This is a genomic window from Pedobacter terrae (assembly GCF_900100705.1).
Taxonomy (GTDB): Bacteria; Bacteroidota; Bacteroidia; order Sphingobacteriales; family Sphingobacteriaceae; genus Pedobacter; species Pedobacter terrae.
Genome location: NZ_FNCH01000015.1, coordinates 29,002 through 46,275, shown reverse-complemented (window position 1 = coordinate 46,275; position 17,274 = coordinate 29,002). Strand labels below are relative to the sequence as shown.

Below are 17,274 nucleotides of genomic sequence, written 5' to 3'. Positions count from 1 at the left end.
TCATGAAAAACATTTTAATTCTTCTTTTTATTTTAGGATCATCAATATACCAATCAAAAGCCCAATTAAAAGAAAGCTACAAGGCACAGATTGCCTATAAAATTGTAGAAACTTCTCCGCGTTGCAAACAGCTTACCAAAGGACTCTACGAAAGGATTGTTAAAAATGGTGGTACCTCTTATGGTGTTATGCTCGAGAGCAGCCCCAATCCTAAAACCGATCCATCGCAGGGATACGCTAAAACCTATAATTTTAACCTGCACGAAAGTTATGCCGATAGGATGCCTATCCTAGCTCGTTTTGTGTTTGATCCAAAAAAGCAACAGCTTTACGAAGAAGATGTGCTAAATGATCAACTGATCGCCATCGCTTTCGACAAAAAGTTACTAAAACGCTTTAATAAAATTAGATGAAAAGCATCAGCTATAAACAGGTAGCATGGGTATTGTTTTTTACCTACTTTTTTATGCTGATGGTGCAGATTACATTCCGTTACATTCCATTAAACAGTGAAGTTTCTTTCCTGCAGATTAAACAGACAGAAGTAGCAGGCATCAAAACCTATCTTCCCATATTTTATGTGCACGTTTACAGTGCTATATTTGTTTTACTGGCCGGCTTTACGCAATTTAATCCAAAAATATTATCCAGATACCCGAAATTACACCAATGGCTGGGCTATTGGTATGTAGGCATTGTGCTGTTCCTTGCCGCACCATCTGGTATTTTTATAGGCTACTTTGCAAATGGTGGCTTGATGGCAAAAACCTCATTTATTGTTTTAGGTTTTTTATGGTTTTGGTTTACTTTAAAGGCTGTTTTGCTTATCTTAAAAAGGAAGATAATAGCCCATAAAAAGTTTATGTATAGAAGTTTCGCCCTGGCCGCTTCAGCTATTACATTAAGGCTGTGGAAAGTTATTTTAGTATATTTATTCCATCCTGCACCAATGGATGTTTATCAGATTATAGCCTGGTTAGGTTGGATACCCAATTTATTAATCGCCGAGTGGCTTATTAAACGGAAAATAATTTAATTGATGAAAAAGATCTTCTTATTAACGCTGTTCCCAGTTTTGATGCTTTCTTGCAGGGACGCTAAAAAAACAAATGAACCAAAAAAAACTGTTCAAATAGTTCAGCCCGAAATACACAAAGAACTTTACGGTTTTTGGGTCGGTAATTTTTACACAACAGATGAATTAGAATACGAAGGCGATATGATCGATGCGCTAAAAAAGCTCAGTATAAATATTAAAAAAATCACGAAGGATACCGTAATTGCACAGAGCGTAGTTTCTGGTAACAGCAGGCCATTATTGGGCAAGCTATCAGACGATGGAGGTAAAATTACTTTTGTTTTAAATGAGCCCGGTACCGAAAAATACGATGGGAAATTTGAAATCACACTGGTTGGCGACACCTTAACAGGAAAGTGGAATGCGTATAAAAAAGAGCTTAAATGGCCCGAAAAAGAATTCAAATTACTCAAAAAGAAATTTGAATATAATGCAGACCTGATGCTGCCATCAGAATCGAATTATGTAGACTGGAGTGACCACAAGATGGTAAAAAGAGTGGATACTTTAGAGGATGGTACAATTGATTCCCTTGAGGCTAATCCTTTTTACAGAAGTGCATCCGAACAGATTTTTAAATTAAATGCCTCAACCACCGTACTAAAAGAAGATGATATAAAGAACTTAAGAAAATTAGACCTGCAGATTATTAAAAATACCATTTTTGCAAGACATGGTTATGCTTTTAAAAAACAGACTTTTAGAAATTTTTTCGATCCTGTAGAATGGTATGTCCCCGTAAAAAACAATGTTGATGATGATTTAACCCCGATAGAAAATAAAAATATCAAGCTGTTAGATCGTTTTACCAAATATGCGGAAGACAATTATGATGCTTTTGGCCGTTAATTTGTAATACGCTTAACCATGAAGTTGAACAGGGAAAAAATATTAGGTTTTTTTAAGAAATCGCAAAGCAAAGCTTCGGTAATCCTGAGTGATAAAACCAAAGCCAGCAATACCATTAAGGATGCGCTGGGCAAGGCGGTTACCAATAAAGGTGATTTAGAAGGTGTCTGGACGAAACTGGTATTGTTATTTGCGGTATCTAAAGATTATGTGAATGGGGATTATACCGAAATCCCTAAAAGATCTATCATTGCCATTTTAGGAGGACTGATTTATTTCCTATCCCCAATTGACGTAATTCCGGACTTTGTGCCCGTTTTGGGTTTTATTGATGATATATACATTTTAAACCTAGTGTACAGGCAGGTACTTAAAGACCTGGAAAAATATAAAGCCTGGAAAGATGCCCAGGGAAAAGTAATCGATATAAATGGCTCAGCCACATAAAAGTTTTTTAGAATGGTTGGGCGAACACCTTTTTAGTTGCCCGTTTAAAGCTCATTTCGGGATCGATTGTCCGGGATGTGGTTTGCAACGTTCAATTTTGGCTTTATTTCGGGGCGATTTAACTGCATCTTTTAAGTTTTATCCTGCAACAATTCCCCTTATTTTTATAGTTTTATTCACTATTGTTCATCTTAAAGTTGATTTTAAGTTTGGCGCCCAGCTGATTAAAATCGTTTTTGCAGGAGTTGCAGTAATTATTTTAATCAATTACATTTACAAAATATACACTCATCAATTGATCTAAATATAGCTATGTCAGAAGAACAGGAAAACCCTCAGGAAAATAAACCTATTGATCTTTCTAAAGGTCAACAGCCAGAACCCGCACCTTTTCAGCCGCTTAATCAGGGGCCTGCAACTCCACCGCCATTCCAGCAGCCGCCACCTTTTCAGCAACCGCCACCGTTTGGCCAGTTTGGAGGAGGGGGAGGTTTTGGTCAGCAGAATTTGCCAAACGCCACGGCCGCTCTTGTATTGGGCATTTTAGCAATTCCAGCTTGTTGTTTTTATGGCATATTTGGATTGATATTTGGTGTAATTGCCTGGATTTTAGGTGCTGGTGATATGAAAAAATATCAGCTTAATCCGGGGTTATACACCGAGTCATCCTATAAAAATGCAAAAGCAGGCAAAATCTGTGGAATGATCGCGACTATTTTAAGCGCACTATTTATCGTGATGTTTATATTAATTATAGTTGGAGCCATCTCCAATCCTCATATGTTTGATAATTTTATCAAAGGAATGAAATAGGTTGTTAATTTTACCTTAAAAATATAAATCGGATGGTGCATGCCATTCGATTTTCTTATTTTTGTACTATTGATATTGTAAATAAAAAATAAAGATAATGTATCCAGAATATTTAGTAGAACCAATGCGTAAGGAATTAACTAACGTTGGTTTTCAAGAGTTAAAAAATGCAGCAGACGTAGATCAGGCAATTAAAGGTGAGGGAACGGTGCTGGTTGTTGTAAATTCAGTTTGTGGATGTGCGGCAGCAAATGCACGTCCGGCAGCCCGCGCAGCGGCAGCACACGAAAAACACCCTGATAAACTGGTTACTGTTTTTGCAGGTATGGAAAAAGAGGCAGTAGATCAGGCTAGAAATTATATGATGCCTTTTCCTCCATCTTCTCCAGCCATGGCTTTATTTAAAGATGGCAAATTGGTACATATGATTGAGCGTCACCAGATTGAAGGCAGGCCAGCACAAATGATTGCTGATAACCTGATTGGTGCTTTTGAACAGTACTGCTAGTAAATAATTGCAAAGATTTAGGGATACACCGATTGGTGATCTTAAAATGATATTTAAAGGTGAATGGAAACATTCGCCTTTTTGTTTTGTTGGATTCCGTCATCTCGAGCGGAGTGCAACGTAGCCGAGAGATCTATCTTGGCTGGTCTCTACATTCCACAGCGATTTCAGATGACGGAGCTTTTATTGAGGCCTGTCAATAATAATGGTGTGATAACAGATTATTCTAGTTTTTTAATCTGTACATTAAAAATCTTTATTCAATAATTTCTCCAGTTCGCCGAAAGAAACATTCATTCGTACACGGCCTTGTTTAGCATAAGATATTTCTCCAGTCTCTTCCGATATAATTACGGCAACAGCGTCAGTCGTTTCTGAAACACCGATACCTGCACGGTGCCTTAAACCAAATTGCGAAGGTAACTGGTCATTATCTGTTAAAGGCAAAATACAGCTGGCACTTTTAATCTTGTTTTCAGAAATAACCACAGCGCCATCATGCAGCGGACTGTTTTTCTGAAAGATACTTTCTAGCAAACGTTTAGATATTTTGGCGTCAACAAGTTCGCAGCTATTGGCAAAAAACTGTTCGTCGTAAAATTTAACGAATACAATTAATGCGCCTGTCCGCGTTTTTTTCATGCTTTTACAAGCATCTATGATCGGTTTTATACGGGTTAAATTATTCCTTTCAATTTCCTTCCGGCCAAATAAATAACCCCACCAGGCTTTATTCTTTTGCAAAAAGGCATTTTTCCCGATCAGTAATAGAAAGCGCCTGATCTCCGGATGGAAAATTACGATCAATGCAATAATCCCCACGCTCATAAACTTTTCTATGATGGCGGTCAACAATTCCATATGTAAGGCCTTTACTATCCAGTAAAAAACGGTGATAATAAACATCCCAACAAGCAGGTTAACGGCTAGTGTATTGCGGATTAGTGTGTAAACGTAGTAAATTAATAAGGCCACCAAAATAATATCAACGATATCAGTTGGCGATACTTTAAGGAAGTCAAAATCAAAACCTTTCATTAGTGGCAAGATAGCAAAACGGATTCCAGTTTACAATATTAGGTTCAATGTTAGTTTTTTTTAAGTTGATTGTTAAAGAAAGACCGTCACCCTGAATTTATTTCAGGGTCTTTGTCGGGAAAATAGATGCTGAAACAAGTTCAGCAGGACGAATCTAAGAAGAGCCGTTATCCTGAATTTATTCAGGATGCTATAACAAATATTTATCAATGGTAATACGTTCAGATAGGGGCATCCTAGCCCAACTTCTCTACCAACCGCACACACTCCACCGCTTCCTTAACATCATGTACCCTTAAAATGCCTGCACCTTTTTGTAGTGCAATGGTATTAAGTACGGAAGTTCCGTTCAAGGCCTCTGCTGCTGAAGTTCGAAGTGTTTTATAAATCATTCCTTTACGTGAAAAGCCCACTAAAATGGGCAATTTGAAAATTTTAAAAGACTCCATTTGCCTGAGCAACTCGTAATTATGTTCGGTCGTTTTTCCGAAGCCAAAACCAGGATCTATGATTACATCATGGATGTGCAGAGCTCTAAGTGCCGCAACTTTTTTCGCCAGATAATCGATTACTTCCAGCAATACATTATTATAAACCGGATTTTGATGCATATTTTGAGGGGTACCCTGCATGTGCATCATCATGTAAGGTACTTGTAGCTTAGCTACTGTCCCGAACATCTGCTCATCCATATCGCCGGCGGCAATGTCGTTAATGATATGTGCACCAGCTGCAATGGTTTCCCGGGCAACCTTTGCTCTAAAAGTATCAATGGAAATAATCGCTTCCGGAAATGTTTTTACCATACTTTCCACCACAGGCACCACACGGTCTATTTCTTCATTGATTGAGATGTCCTTTGCGCCTGGTCTCGATGAATAACCGCCAATATCAATAAATGTAGCCCCATCATTTAAAAACTGCGCGGCTTTGGTCAAGGCTTCATCTATCGTTTTTGTACGGCTGTTGCTATAAAAAGAATCGGGGGTGATATTTAAGATTCCCATCACTTTTGGCGTGCTTAAATCGATAAGTCTGCCTTTTATATTTAAGCTTTGTTTGGGCTCAAAAAAGTTTTTTTCTGCCATAATAAACCCTTTCGGGATTTGGGTTTCGCTTTAAAAATGTATCTTTAGCTTTTGTTTTTTCAGCACAAAAATACACTAAAAACTAAATAATTATTGGCTTTGGCACAAACAAATACCTCTACAGAATTTGATGAAGTGATTGCAGTTTGCAGATCATTATTTTTAAAAAAAACTAAAGATTATGGCACCGCATGGCGAATTTTGAGACCAAGTTCGATAACTGATCAGATTTTTATCAAAGCACAACGCATCCGTACCCTGGAAGAAAAAAAAGTAAGTAAGGTGGGAGAGGGTGTGATATCTGAATACATCGGCATTGTAAACTATTGCGTGATTGCCATGATGCAACTCGAATTGACAGAAAGCGACCCGAATGAAATGCCTTTTGAAGAGGTAGAAAAAAGGTTTGACGATAAGGTAACGGAAACCAAAGATTTGATGTTTGCTAAAAACCACGATTATGGAGAGGCCTGGCGCGATATGCGTATTAGCTCATTAACCGACCTGATTCTGATGAAAATTTTTAGGGTTAAACAGATAGAAGATAACGAAGGGCAAACGCTGGCTTCGGAAGGTGTTAATGCTAATTATCAGGATATGTTGAACTATTCGGTTTTTGCGCTGATCAAACTCGGTGTTAAATAAATGGTAAAATAGATACATAGATGCGAAATATACTTTTAAGATTCTCCAGAATTTTTGTCGGGGCATTATTCATATTTTCAGGATTAATCAAAGCAAACGATCCGCTTGGCTTTGGCTATAAACTACAGGAATATTTTGAAGTTTTTCACATGAATTTCCTGAGTGGAATGGCCACCGGCATTGCCATTTTGCTTTGTACTTTAGAAATTATTCTCGGTGCCTTATTGTTATTGGGTTTTTGGAGCAAAAAAGTAGCCTGGGGACTGTTGCTGCTCATTATCTTTTTTACCCTGCTCACCTTTATATCTGCTGCATTTAAAGTAGTAACCAGTTGTGGTTGTTTCGGTGATGCTATCCCGCTTACACCGTGGCAGTCGTTTACCAAAGATCTGATTCTTTTGGCGCTGATCATTGTGGTTTTCTTAAACAAAAACCTCATTCAGCCATTATTTAAAAAAGAAGCTACACAAAGAAATATTGCCATTGCAGTAACGGTTATATCCTTGGGTTTTGGGTTATATACTTACAATGTTTTGCCCATTATTGATTTTCTGCCCTATAAAGTTGGCGCACATATCCCGTCGTTAATGGTGATTCCTCCGGGAGAAAAACCCGATGAATTTGAGATCATGTATCACCTCATGAACAAGAAAACCAAAGCGGAAAAAGACATGAGCGATAAAGCCTATCTTAAAACGGAGATATGGAAAGATAACAATTGGGAAATTATCGGCGAACCGGCAAAAAGGCTGGTTAAAAAAGGGTTTGAGCCTAAAATCAAAGATTTGAATATTACTGATGCTTCCGGAACCGATTATACAAAGGAACTGATCGAAAACCCATACTATAATTTAATTTTTGTGGCTTACGATCTGCATGCCACCAATGAAGCTGCTATTGGTAAATTAAATGCACTAGCCTTAAATGCCACACAACAGTTTAATATCCGTACGGTATTGCTTACTTCTAATTCGGCACAGGATGCGCAGGCTTTTATTAAAAAAAACAACCTGTTTTCGGAAGTGTTTTTTGCAGATGCAGTGCCTTTAAAAAGTATGGTAAGGGCAAATCCTGGTGTTTTGCTAATGAAGAATGGCGTGGTGATTAATAAATGGCATTACCATAATGTACCCACTTTCGATCAACTCAGCAGAAAATATTTCGATAAATAACATGATCGGGTATGCACTAAAAAAACTAATGTATGGACTGCTTGTAATGGGCGGTGTAATATTGGTTGTTTTTGTGCTGTTTAATATTTTGCCCGGCGATCCTGCAAGGATGACAATGGGGCAGCGGGCGGATGTACAATCACTTGAGGCTGTTCGTAAAGAATTTGGTTTAGACCGATCCAAGCCGGTTCAGTTTATTTTATATCTAAACGATTTATCACCTCTCAGTATGCTGAATAATGACAGTACCAGTCAGCAAAAATACCATTACGTCAAACTAATGGCTTTCGATCAAAAAGTACTGGCGCTAAAATGGCCATATCTGCGCAGTTCTTACCAAACCAAACGCGACGTTACTGCGATTCTTTCAGAAACGGTACCCAATACTTTTATCCTGGCTTTAACTGCAATGATTTTTGCCACCATAATCGGTGTGTTTTTAGGGGTGTTGTCTGCCGTTTATAAAGATTCGTGGATTGATAAATCAGCCAATGCATTTGCTATCTTGGGAATATCAGCACCTTCTTTTTTCGCGGGGATTATCATTGCCTGGCTATTTGGCTTTGTACTAAGTAATTATACAGGTTTAAAGATGAGTGGTAGTTTATATTCTTACGATCCTTTCAATGGAGAGGTGTTAACTTTAAGAAATTTATGGTTGCCAATGATTACGCTGGGTTTAAGGCCATTGGCCATTATTGTACAATTAACCCGTAGCGCCATGCTGGATGTTTTAGCCCAGGACTACATCAGGACAGCAAAGGCAAAAGGTTTGAGCAGAAATACGATTATTTATAAACATGCCTTAAAAAATGCCATGAATCCTGTAATTACAGCTATTTCAGGATGGTTTGCCTCTTTATTGGCCGGATCTTTTTTTGTAGAATATATTTTTGGCTATAATGGCTTAGGAAGAACAACGGTAACTGCTTTAGAGATGTCTGATTTTCCAGTGGTCATGGGTTCTATTCTTTTTATTGCCTTTGTTTTTGTGGTCATTAATATTCTTGTCGACATTTTATATGCCTATGTTGATCCAAGGGTTAAATTAAATTAAGTACGATGAGCGAAGAAGAAATGATAAATTATACTCAGCTTGCAGATCAGCGTATTATCGAAATCTTTAAGCAAGTAAGGGTCGAAATACTTGATGCAGAGCGGTTATTTAGCCATGTCCTCAATGCACAGCATATCTGGATATATCGCATTTCACTACAAAAACAAAAATACGGTGTTTGGGATATTCACCCTAAAGAAAAATTTGAAAGCCTTTCTTTAGAAAATTTTAAACTGATTAAGGAGGCATTGAATAATCATCCTTTAGATCAACGGATTTTATATTCGAATTCGAGAGGCAATCAATATGAAAACCGTGTAGATGAAATTTTATTTCATTTGTTTAATCATTCTACTTATCATCGCGGACAGGTGGTAACTTTATTAAAAAAAGCAGGTTTTACTCCACCGGTAACCGATTACATTATGTTAAAACGCGACCAATTATTTTAGGTCGGCAATAAGAAATCACATGAAAATTTTCCTTATTGGCTATATGGGCTGCGGCAAAAGTACCAAAGCAAAACAACTGGCACACCGTTTAGATTGTCCGGTGATTGACCTGGATGCCGAAATTGTTTCGAAAACTGGCAAGAGTATAGCCGAATATTTTGCAGAATTTGGAGAAAGTGGTTTCAGGGATTATGAGAGTGAAATGCTTAAAACCTTCGACTATCCGGAAACCTGCGTGGTGGCTACCGGAGGCGGATTGCCATGTTTTTTCGATAATATGGAATGGATGAATGCACATGGAGAAACGGTTTACCTGCAAATGGAACCTGCTGCTTTGGTATCGCGTTTACATAACCGTCAAAAACGTCCTTTAATTAAAGATTTGGATGATGAACAACTATTGGTATTCATCAAAGAAAAACTTCAGGAGCGCGATCCTTTTTATACAAAAGCGAAAATAATTGTAGATGCATTCGATCTCGATGGGGAGAAGCTGGAGGAAGTGATTAAGGGAAGTCATTAGTCTGCAGTCCGTGGTTCGAAGCCATAAACGATTTGCCCGTAGTTTGACCATTAAGAAGTTAAGAAAAATTAAGGTCTGACGATCGCTTTAAGCAATGACTATTAAACTAATAGGCTATCAACCATGAACTATTAAACCATTGACCAATGAACCAATGGCTAATGAACTATTGAACCACTGAACTAATATCATCATCAATAATCTTGGCCGACAACAATGCCAATGGGATTCCGCCACCTGGATGTACGCTGCCACCGCAGAAGTATAGATTTTTCACTTTAGAGCTGAAATTAGCGTGTCGTAAAAAGGCAGAAAACTGATTGTTGGAACTATTACCGTATAACGCGCCCTGATACGATCCTGTTTTGCCTTCTATCGATCTTGGATCAAGAATCTGTTCGCAAACGATATCCTTTTCAATGTTCCGGTTTAAAATCCGGCTAATTTTTTTAATAATATTTGCTCTTGCTTCCTTAATCAAATGATCCCAGTTTTGGCCACTATTGGCGGGTACATTAATCATTACGAACCAGTTTTCAGCATTTGCCGGTGCATCTGCTCTGATGTATTTAGCACTGATATTAATGTAAACGGTAGGGTCGCTGCTCACAGTTTTATCTTTCCAGATGGCATTAAATTCTTTTTGATAATCTTCAGCAAAGAAAATGTTATGCAAGCCTAAGTCACTGTAATTACTATCCATGCCCCAGTAAAAAATTAATGCAGAACTGCTTCGCTCCTGGGTCAATAATTTTTTAGGTTCAGTTATACCTTTAAGTAGATTTTTATAGGTGAACCAAATATCAAGGTTAGAGATCACGATGTCTGCCTTGTGAGTTTTATCGTTAACTTTAACGCCCTCTATTTTAGGTTTGCCCACACTGCTATATAAAATTTCTTCAACTTTTTGGCTGTAATGAAACCTAATGCCCAGTTCTTCAGCTAATTTTACTAAAGCATTAACAATACCATACATTCCGTCTTTTGGGATAAAAGCGCCAAAATGATATTCGAAATGCGGAATTACATTCAATGTAGCCGGTGCCTGGTATGGGTCTGAGCCATTATAGGTGGCATAACGGTTAAAAAGCTGCGCAGTGCGCTCATCTTTAAAAAATGATCGGTTTGCCTTTGCCTGTGTTCTGAAAGCATCAATCTGACCAAAACGTAATATCGATTTTAAAGTATCCCAATGCAGGTAACTTTTAAGTTTATGTAAACTCCTTTCTAGAAAAACGCGATGTGTAACCTCATAGATTGTATCGCTTTTTTTTAAATAACGCTGTACTTCTGCTGCGGTTGAATGGGTCTTTTCTTCAATATCCCTGGCAAATTTGTCGAGATCAGCAGTGGCGTTTAACCGTAAGCCATCTTCGTAAAAGTAACGGCAAATTTCTTTTAATTTAGTGTATTTAAAATAATCTTCAGGATTTTTTCCGGCCAGTTTAAAAAGTTCATCCACATATTGCGGCATGGTAAAAAGACTCGGACCTGCATCGAACCTGAAACCATTCATTTTTATTTCCCCTAGCTTACCTCCGGGTTTTGAGTTGGCTTCAAAAACATCAACATCATAACCCTTTACAGAGAGGCGAATGGCAGATGCAATTCCCGCAATTCCGGCTCCAATAATTATGGCTTTTGGTTTAGGCATAATGCGAAAATAGCATAAATATTTTACTAACCTGAGGCAATGACTAAGGATGAAATTATCATTTATAAAAATGAAGCAGGACTGCCAGCAATAGAAGTGGTTTTCGGCAATGATACTGTTTGGCTTACTCAACAGCAGATGCAGCTGCTTTTTAATAAAACTAAACAAAATATTAGTCTCTACATTAAGAATATATTTACTGAAAATGAACTGGATAAAAGTTCAACTGTCAAGAAATCCTTGACAGTTCAAAAAGAAGGTAATAGGTCGGTTAGCAGAGAAATCGAATTTTATTCTTTAGATGTGGTTATATCAGTTGGCTATAGGGTTAAATCGGTTGAGAGAACAAAATTTCGTATATGGGCCAACCAGATTTTAAAAGATTACCTACTAAATGGATATGCCTTAAATTATAAAAAATTACAAGAACAAAGCCAGCAACTCATTGAATTAAAGCAGGCGATTAAGTTGGTTAATGCTGTTCAAAATAACCACTTGCTTAATAATGATGAGCTAAAAGATACTTTTAAAATCCTTACTGATTATGTTTATGCTTTAGATGTTCTTGATCGTTACGACCATCAGCAGCTAGAAAATGAAGTTTCTGGGCATAGGGGCGATTTTAAAATAGATTACGATTCTGCACTTGAAGCAATAGATGATTTGAGAGTCAAGTTTGGTGGAAGCAAACTTTTTGGAAATGAAAAAGACCAATCATTTAAAAGTTCATTGTATACCATTTATCAAACATTTGATGGAGAAGAGCTTTATTCAAGTATGGAAGAAAAGGCGGCCAATCTATTATATTTCGTTGTAAAAAACCATTCATTTTCGGATGGAAATAAACGGATCGCTGCCTTTTTATTTGTTTGGTTTCTCGATAAAAATAAAATGCTCTATCGTGAAGATGGTACAAAAAGAATTGCCGATAATGCGTTAGTTGCACTAACCTTACTCATAGCAGAAAGTGATCCTAAAGAAAAAGAAATGATGGTTAAAGTAGTTATTAATTTGATCAACTATAAAAACTAACCTACTTCAATTCCGCTAAATACACTTTTGTTTGTTTTTCAATCTCATTGGTCGCAAATTTAATGGACGAACCTACTCTTGTGGTTTCTGTTTTAACTGGCATTTTATTGATGGTTTCCAGTGCATCAACATACCATTTGCACCAAACCTCGATAATATGTTTCTGATCATCTGCCGATTTTCCATTCGCAATTGCTTTTTTGCTGAGCTCAAATTCTTTTTTTAAACGTATCAAAGCATCTTCTTTAACTTGAGAGACGGTAGCAGTAGCTGTGTTTTCGTCTGCAGAAATTAATGTATAGGCAGCAGTCAAGCCACTTACAGCAACATTTTTCATTTCTGTTGACGACACTTTATCGATTCTATCGTTATCGGTATGGTAAAAAACATCGGTAAAGTGCCACATCAATAAGCCTGGTATTCTATTTTGTAAGAAAGGCGTATGGTCACTGCCGCCCTCAAAAGGGTTATGGTTAACCGTCCAGTTGGCAAATTTACCCTGGGCTTTACAGATATCGAAAATAAAATCGTTAAAATAGTGCGGAAAAAGATCTTTCTCACCTACATCACCAGCACCCCATTCCGTATGTTTATCGGTTCCCCTGGTCCAAATGGCTGATGGATCGGGCATTTTTTCGATTAAGAAAGAGCCACCGGTTTTTTTGGTGTCTTCGCCAACCATATCCAGACTCATTCCCCACATAATGCCTTTGGCTCTCGTGGTATCTTCGGTAATATATCTTCTTGTTGATACGATTTCGTCGCCCCATAAAAAAGTTATACTGCGTTTGGGGTTTATCTTTTTTGCCAGATACAATTCTGCCGTTAACCTTGCCATTTCTGCTAATGTGCCCACTCCACTGGCATTATCGTTTGCGCCTGGTTCTTGTACGTGTGCGCTAAATACAAACCGTTCATCTGGTTTCACGCTTCCTTTAACATTTGCCACAACGGTTAATTCTTCGGAAGGATAAATTTTGGTTTGAATATTTACCTTCAATTTGGTCTCACCTTTTAGGCAAGCGGCTTTTAATTTTTCTTTCGCGGCATAAGATAGGAGCAATGTCCACACTTCGCTATTGGCTTTCATGCTGCCGAACTGAATCGAAGTTTGATGAATTTCTGGTTGAGTATATTTTGGCATCGAGTAGCCTAATACACCAATAGCTCCGGCTTTCGTTGCGATTTGCAGCAAACGTGAGGGGTTATTTTCCGAAAACAGAATTTTTCCCTTCAGATCCATCTTTTCTATTTCTGCCGGAACTATCTTTTCGATGTAAACTACATTGGCTGTAACGCCATCAACTGGGGTTGAGCCACAGTTGATGGGAATCATATTCCGGTTGGTTTGATAAGAAATGAGTGGCTGTGTTTCACCTATGATATGAATATTGGCATCAACAGGCTCCCATGTGCTGTTTTTCATCGCCCGTTTTTCAATCCGATAAGTTAAAGGCGCTTCAAACTCATCTTGTTTCTGTTCTACAAAACCAGCCTTTTTAAGGATATTTTCGACGTAACGGATGCTCGCATTAAAGCCTGTGTTGCCAGGTACACGGAAGTATTTTTCTACAAAAGCCGTTGTTTCGTAAGCATTTTTTTCAATGAAGCCCGTCCTGGTGAGCTTAAAATATTGATCTGTCAGGTTTTGTGCGTAACATGGCACTCCCGCCAGAAGCAGTAGAAAAAGTATCTTCGTTTTCATCATCATTTGTAAAAAGGAAAGATAACAATGTTGTTTGATTATTATATGTAAAATTAACAGAAAATTAATCTATACCGTTTCGGTTTTTGGTATGGATTTAGTATTATTGCTTAAATAGATAGGTTTTTTATCATGAGCAAAGAAATATTAGAGTTTTCTGTACAAGTAGATGAAAAATTTGACCTAAAATTTAACTGGCTGGACGGCTTTTGGGGTGTAGCGTTTAAATTTTTTGGAAAATGATTTTTTAAAGCTGTAATTATTTGACGGGCAATTAGCTTCCGGATGAAAAGTTATGCGGTATTTTTTTTAAATTTTGAATCTTACGCCTATCTATGAACGCGATTGATTACCAGTCCTGAGTCTTTTATTTAGCAGTTTTTAAGGCTTCCATCTTTCTGTCCTCCACCTTCAACCTCTTTTTCTTATCTTTGCAAAATAATGAGTAGAAGAAAACCTGGTACGGTAACTATTGTTCCAAACGTACAAATAATTGATATTGCTGAAGAAGGAAAAGGTGTTGGCAAGGCTGATGAATTAGTCATTTTTGTAGATAAAGCCGTTCCTGGCGATGTAGTAGATGTACGCTTAACAAAAAAGAAAAAGAATTTTGCTGAAGCAATCATCGATCAGCTTCATGAAAAATCAGCATTGCGTACCGATCCTTTTTGTCCTCATTTCGGAACCTGTGGCGGTTGTAAATGGCAGCACATGGGCTACGATGCTCAATTAAAGTTTAAACAAAAGAATGTTGAGGCGGCTTTACAACGTTTGGGCAAAATAGATACTTCAGGAACAGAATCTATTTTGGGGTCGGCAAAAAACAGATATTACCGTAATAAATTAGAATTTACTTTTTCGAATAAACGTTGGTTGGAAAAAACTGATGTAGAACGCGATGAAGATTTTGATATGAACGCATTGGGTTTTCACGTGCCCTTACGTTTCGATAAAATTTTAGATATCGAACATTGTTATCTACAGGATGAGCCATCTAATTCGATTAGAAACGCTGTCCGTAAATATGCTTTGGAAAATGAGTTGTCGTTTTACGATCTGCGTAACCATGAAGGTGTTTTGCGTAACCTGATTATCCGTACTTCCAGCACGGGAGAAGTGATGGTTGCGGTAGTTTTTGCTTATCCGGAACCAACACAGGTTGACGGTTTAATGGAGTTCCTTAAAAATGAATTCCCACAAATTACCTCCTTGCTTTATATCATTAATCAAAAGAAAAACGATACCATTTTTGATCAGGAAGTAGAAGTTTTTGCTGGCCGCGATCATATTTTTGAAGAAATGCCTGCCGGACTAACAGGCGGGGATAGCATACGCTTTAAAATTGGGGTAAAATCTTTTTATCAGACCAATTCAGAACAAGCCTTCGAATTATATAAGATCACGCGTGATTTTGCAGAATTTAAAGGCGACGAACTGGTTTACGATTTATATACAGGAGCAGGAACCATTGCCAACTTTGTGGCCAAAAATGTAAAGCAGGTTGTAGGCGTAGAATATGTACCAACTGCGATTGAAGATGCTAAATTCAACGCTGAGCTAAACGGAATTGATAATACGCTCTTTTATGCAGGTGATATGAAAGATATTCTCACCTCTGAATTTATATTGGCACATGGTAAGCCTGATGTGGTGATCACCGATCCACCACGTGCCGGAATGCATGCAGATGTGATACAAAGATTATTGGAAATGGAGGCCGAAAAAATTGTATACGTGAGTTGTAATGCCGCAACCCAGGCCAGAGACCTTGAATTATTAAAAGAAAAATACGATGTGGCACGCATTAAACCTGTGGATATGTTTCCGCATACGCAGCACGTAGAGAACGTAGTATTGTTAAGGTTAAAGTAATTGAATGAGTGAAGGATTGAATGAGAATTAAGCAGCGGATTTGAGCATTCAATCATTCAAAATTCAATAATTTAGTTAAGATATGGATAGAGAAGAATTATTAAGTGCAACGCCAGAAGATGGTGGAGCATCACAACAGAAACAGGAAAGTCCACTGATAAGTTTAGAAAAAGACCTGGAGTTTTATGCTGATGCCATTAAAGAGGTATCCATTGAAATTATGGTGGAAGGCATTTCAGCTTATCCGATTTTTATTGCTCACCAGCACGAAGTAAATTTAGGGGAGGTTATTTTAAATAAAGAAGAACTTAATACCAATTGGACTATACAGGCCTCCACATTAGAAGAATTTGTAGAAAAAGGAATTATCAGTAAAGAGAAAAGAGAACCTTTCTTAAAAGTGTATAAGAAACCGGAAGACTTTATGTGTGTATTTGTGATTGTTCCTGAAGGTGCCAACTTTATTTATTATCCATATAAAAAAGGTAGAGGATAGGAAGGATGGGTTAAGGTTTAGTTGCCATAGCCAATAATGGCCAGAATCTGTATAATCCCTGAAATCTATCTGTAAAAATAACGCCGCTTTGCATCCACAAAGCAGCGAATTATTATTAACTAAACTAAAGTCTTAATTGACGTGGTGTACATCTCCACTTTTTGAGGTTGAAGTTTTTTTGAGTGAGGCATTGCCTTTATAACTTACATCGCCACCACCACTTGCGCTAGCCTCTAAGCCCTTATTTACATATAGATTTACATCAGAACCACCAGAAGCCTGCACCTTTGCATAATCAGCAATTAATTTATAAGCATCGATATCGCTACCGCCACTTGATTGAATGGTCATGTTTTCTGTTTTGCCTGTTAAATCAATATCGCTGCCCCCGCTTGATTGAACAGATAAATCTTTACAAACAACATTAAGCTTTAAATCTGATCCGCCAGAAGAGCGAATGGCAAGTTTATCCGTCTTAATCTGGTTTTGGGTAAAGACATCCGAACCTCCTGAGGCTGCAATTGCGTTTAGGGTTTTAAAACTTACATAAGCTTTAATGGTACGGTTTTTAAACATGCCACTCCAATTGATTCCATCTTTAAATTTTATGGTAATATTGCTGCCGCTTTGCTCCACAACAATATCTTTTAATGTTTCCGAATCAGATTTTATACTCACGCTTTCGCTATTTCCCTGGGTTAAGTACAAGTCAATTCCACTGCTTACCCCGATGCTGTTGAAGTTTTTAGCGGTGAAACTTTTAGTTTCCTGTGCTTTAGCGATATAGCTGGTAACTACTATAAATAGAATGGCGGATAATTTGAGAAAGATTTTCATATTTGTTT

General features: G+C 37.7%; 20 protein-coding genes. 15 read left to right on the top strand and 5 right to left on the bottom strand.

All coding sequences use genetic code 11. From position 1 onward, the window contains the following. The first annotated feature begins 2 nt into the window (after positions 1 to 2). From BLR60_RS17490 to BLR60_RS17460, 7 genes are all read left to right on the top strand, one after another. On the top strand, positions 3 to 413 hold the full coding sequence (locus BLR60_RS17490; protein WP_090502152.1) for a hypothetical protein: 411 nt from the start codon (positions 3 to 5) through the stop codon (positions 411 to 413). Further along, complete coding sequence (locus tag BLR60_RS17485) at positions 410 to 1,036, top strand: DUF2306 domain-containing protein (protein ID WP_244155691.1); 627 nt, start codon at positions 410 to 412, stop codon at positions 1,034 to 1,036. Before BLR60_RS17490 ends, BLR60_RS17485 begins: the two co-directional genes overlap by 4 nt. Positions 1,037 to 1,039: 3 nt before the next feature. Then, on the top strand, positions 1,040 to 1,927 hold the full coding sequence (locus tag BLR60_RS17480) for a YARHG domain-containing protein (protein ID WP_090502151.1): 888 nt from the start codon (positions 1,040 to 1,042) through the stop codon (positions 1,925 to 1,927). An 18-nt stretch (positions 1,928 to 1,945) separates the two neighbouring features. Next, complete coding sequence (locus tag BLR60_RS17475; protein ID WP_090502149.1) at positions 1,946 to 2,374, top strand: YkvA family protein; 429 nt, start codon at positions 1,946 to 1,948, stop codon at positions 2,372 to 2,374. Next, positions 2,358 to 2,678, top strand: a complete 321-nt coding sequence (locus BLR60_RS17470; RefSeq protein WP_090502147.1) for a DUF2752 domain-containing protein — start codon at positions 2,358 to 2,360, stop codon at positions 2,676 to 2,678. Before BLR60_RS17475 ends, BLR60_RS17470 begins: the two co-directional genes overlap by 17 nt. 8 nt (positions 2,679 to 2,686) lie before the next feature. Further along, positions 2,687 to 3,187: a CCC motif membrane protein gene (locus tag BLR60_RS25110; RefSeq protein ID WP_208600668.1), complete on the top strand. Its 501-nt coding sequence runs from the start codon at positions 2,687 to 2,689 to the stop codon at positions 3,185 to 3,187. 97 nt (positions 3,188 to 3,284) lie between these two features. After that, positions 3,285 to 3,695 carry a BrxA/BrxB family bacilliredoxin gene (locus BLR60_RS17460; RefSeq protein ID WP_025145566.1) on the top strand — a complete coding sequence of 137 codons (411 nt, stop codon included), beginning with the start codon at positions 3,285 to 3,287 and terminating at the stop codon, positions 3,693 to 3,695. Positions 3,696 to 3,941: 246 nt separating this feature from the next. On the opposite strand, the gene cdaA is transcribed toward BLR60_RS17460, so the two are convergent. Both cdaA and folP read right to left on the bottom strand, forming a co-directional pair. Beyond that, positions 3,942 to 4,733 (bottom strand): diadenylate cyclase CdaA, encoded by a 792-nt coding sequence (gene cdaA, locus BLR60_RS17455; RefSeq protein WP_055907998.1) that lies wholly within the window; start codon positions 4,731 to 4,733, stop codon positions 3,942 to 3,944. A 236-nt stretch (positions 4,734 to 4,969) separates the two neighbouring features. Further along, positions 4,970 to 5,821 carry a dihydropteroate synthase gene (gene folP, locus BLR60_RS17450; RefSeq protein ID WP_090502145.1) on the bottom strand — a complete coding sequence of 284 codons (852 nt, stop codon included), beginning with the start codon at positions 5,819 to 5,821 and terminating at the stop codon, positions 4,970 to 4,972. 99 nt (positions 5,822 to 5,920) lie between these two features. Here folP and BLR60_RS17445 point away from each other — a divergent pair, with 99 nt between their 5' ends. Genes BLR60_RS17445 through BLR60_RS17425 form a run of 5 tightly spaced genes read left to right on the top strand, consistent with a single transcriptional unit; the run spans position 5,921 to position 9,670 of the window. Beyond that, a complete protein-coding gene (locus BLR60_RS17445) occupies positions 5,921 to 6,466 on the top strand; it encodes a DUF1599 domain-containing protein (RefSeq protein ID WP_090502270.1) in 546 nt (181 codons plus the stop codon). Positions 6,467 to 6,486: 20 nt separating this feature from the next. Beyond that, positions 6,487 to 7,638, top strand: coding sequence for a BT_3928 family protein (locus BLR60_RS17440; RefSeq protein ID WP_090502143.1), 1,152 nt, complete (start codon positions 6,487 to 6,489; stop codon positions 7,636 to 7,638). Between the two features lies 1 nt (position 7,639). Then, positions 7,640 to 8,695, top strand: a complete 1,056-nt coding sequence (locus BLR60_RS17435) for an ABC transporter permease (protein WP_090502268.1) — start codon at positions 7,640 to 7,642, stop codon at positions 8,693 to 8,695. A gap of 5 nt (positions 8,696 to 8,700) precedes the next feature. Further along, positions 8,701 to 9,147: a DinB family protein gene (locus BLR60_RS17430; protein WP_090502141.1), complete on the top strand. Its 447-nt coding sequence runs from the start codon at positions 8,701 to 8,703 to the stop codon at positions 9,145 to 9,147. 19 nt (positions 9,148 to 9,166) lie between these two features. After that, entirely contained in the window at positions 9,167 to 9,670 is a 504-nt protein-coding gene (locus tag BLR60_RS17425) for a shikimate kinase (RefSeq protein WP_090502139.1), read from the top strand. Positions 9,671 to 9,836: 166 nt separating this feature from the next. Here the strand turns inward: BLR60_RS17425 and crtD are convergent, their stop codons facing one another. Further along, complete coding sequence (crtD, locus tag BLR60_RS17420; protein ID WP_090502137.1) at positions 9,837 to 11,324, bottom strand: 1-hydroxycarotenoid 3,4-desaturase CrtD; 1,488 nt, start codon at positions 11,322 to 11,324, stop codon at positions 9,837 to 9,839. A gap of 39 nt (positions 11,325 to 11,363) precedes the next feature. Between crtD and rhuM the strand changes: the two genes are divergently transcribed. Beyond that, entirely contained in the window at positions 11,364 to 12,356 is a 993-nt protein-coding gene (gene rhuM / locus BLR60_RS17415; protein WP_090502135.1) for a virulence RhuM family protein/type II toxin-antitoxin system death-on-curing family toxin, read from the top strand. Between the two features lies 1 nt (position 12,357). Here rhuM and BLR60_RS17410 read toward each other — a convergent pair whose 3' ends face one another. Further along, positions 12,358 to 14,067 carry a M28 family peptidase gene (locus BLR60_RS17410; protein WP_244155690.1) on the bottom strand — a complete coding sequence of 570 codons (1,710 nt, stop codon included), beginning with the start codon at positions 14,065 to 14,067 and terminating at the stop codon, positions 12,358 to 12,360. A 435-nt stretch (positions 14,068 to 14,502) separates the two neighbouring features. Between BLR60_RS17410 and rlmD the strand changes: the two genes are divergently transcribed. Further along, on the top strand, positions 14,503 to 15,933 hold the full coding sequence (rlmD, locus tag BLR60_RS17400; protein WP_090502131.1) for a 23S rRNA (uracil(1939)-C(5))-methyltransferase RlmD: 1,431 nt from the start codon (positions 14,503 to 14,505) through the stop codon (positions 15,931 to 15,933). An 82-nt stretch (positions 15,934 to 16,015) separates the two neighbouring features. After that, complete coding sequence (locus tag BLR60_RS17395) at positions 16,016 to 16,429, top strand: hypothetical protein (RefSeq protein ID WP_090502129.1); 414 nt, start codon at positions 16,016 to 16,018, stop codon at positions 16,427 to 16,429. Between the two features lie 132 nt (positions 16,430 to 16,561). Here the strand turns inward: BLR60_RS17395 and BLR60_RS17390 are convergent, their stop codons facing one another. Then, a complete protein-coding gene (locus BLR60_RS17390) occupies positions 16,562 to 17,266 on the bottom strand; it encodes a head GIN domain-containing protein (protein ID WP_090502127.1) in 705 nt (234 codons plus the stop codon). Positions 17,267 to 17,274 lie beyond the last annotated feature (8 nt).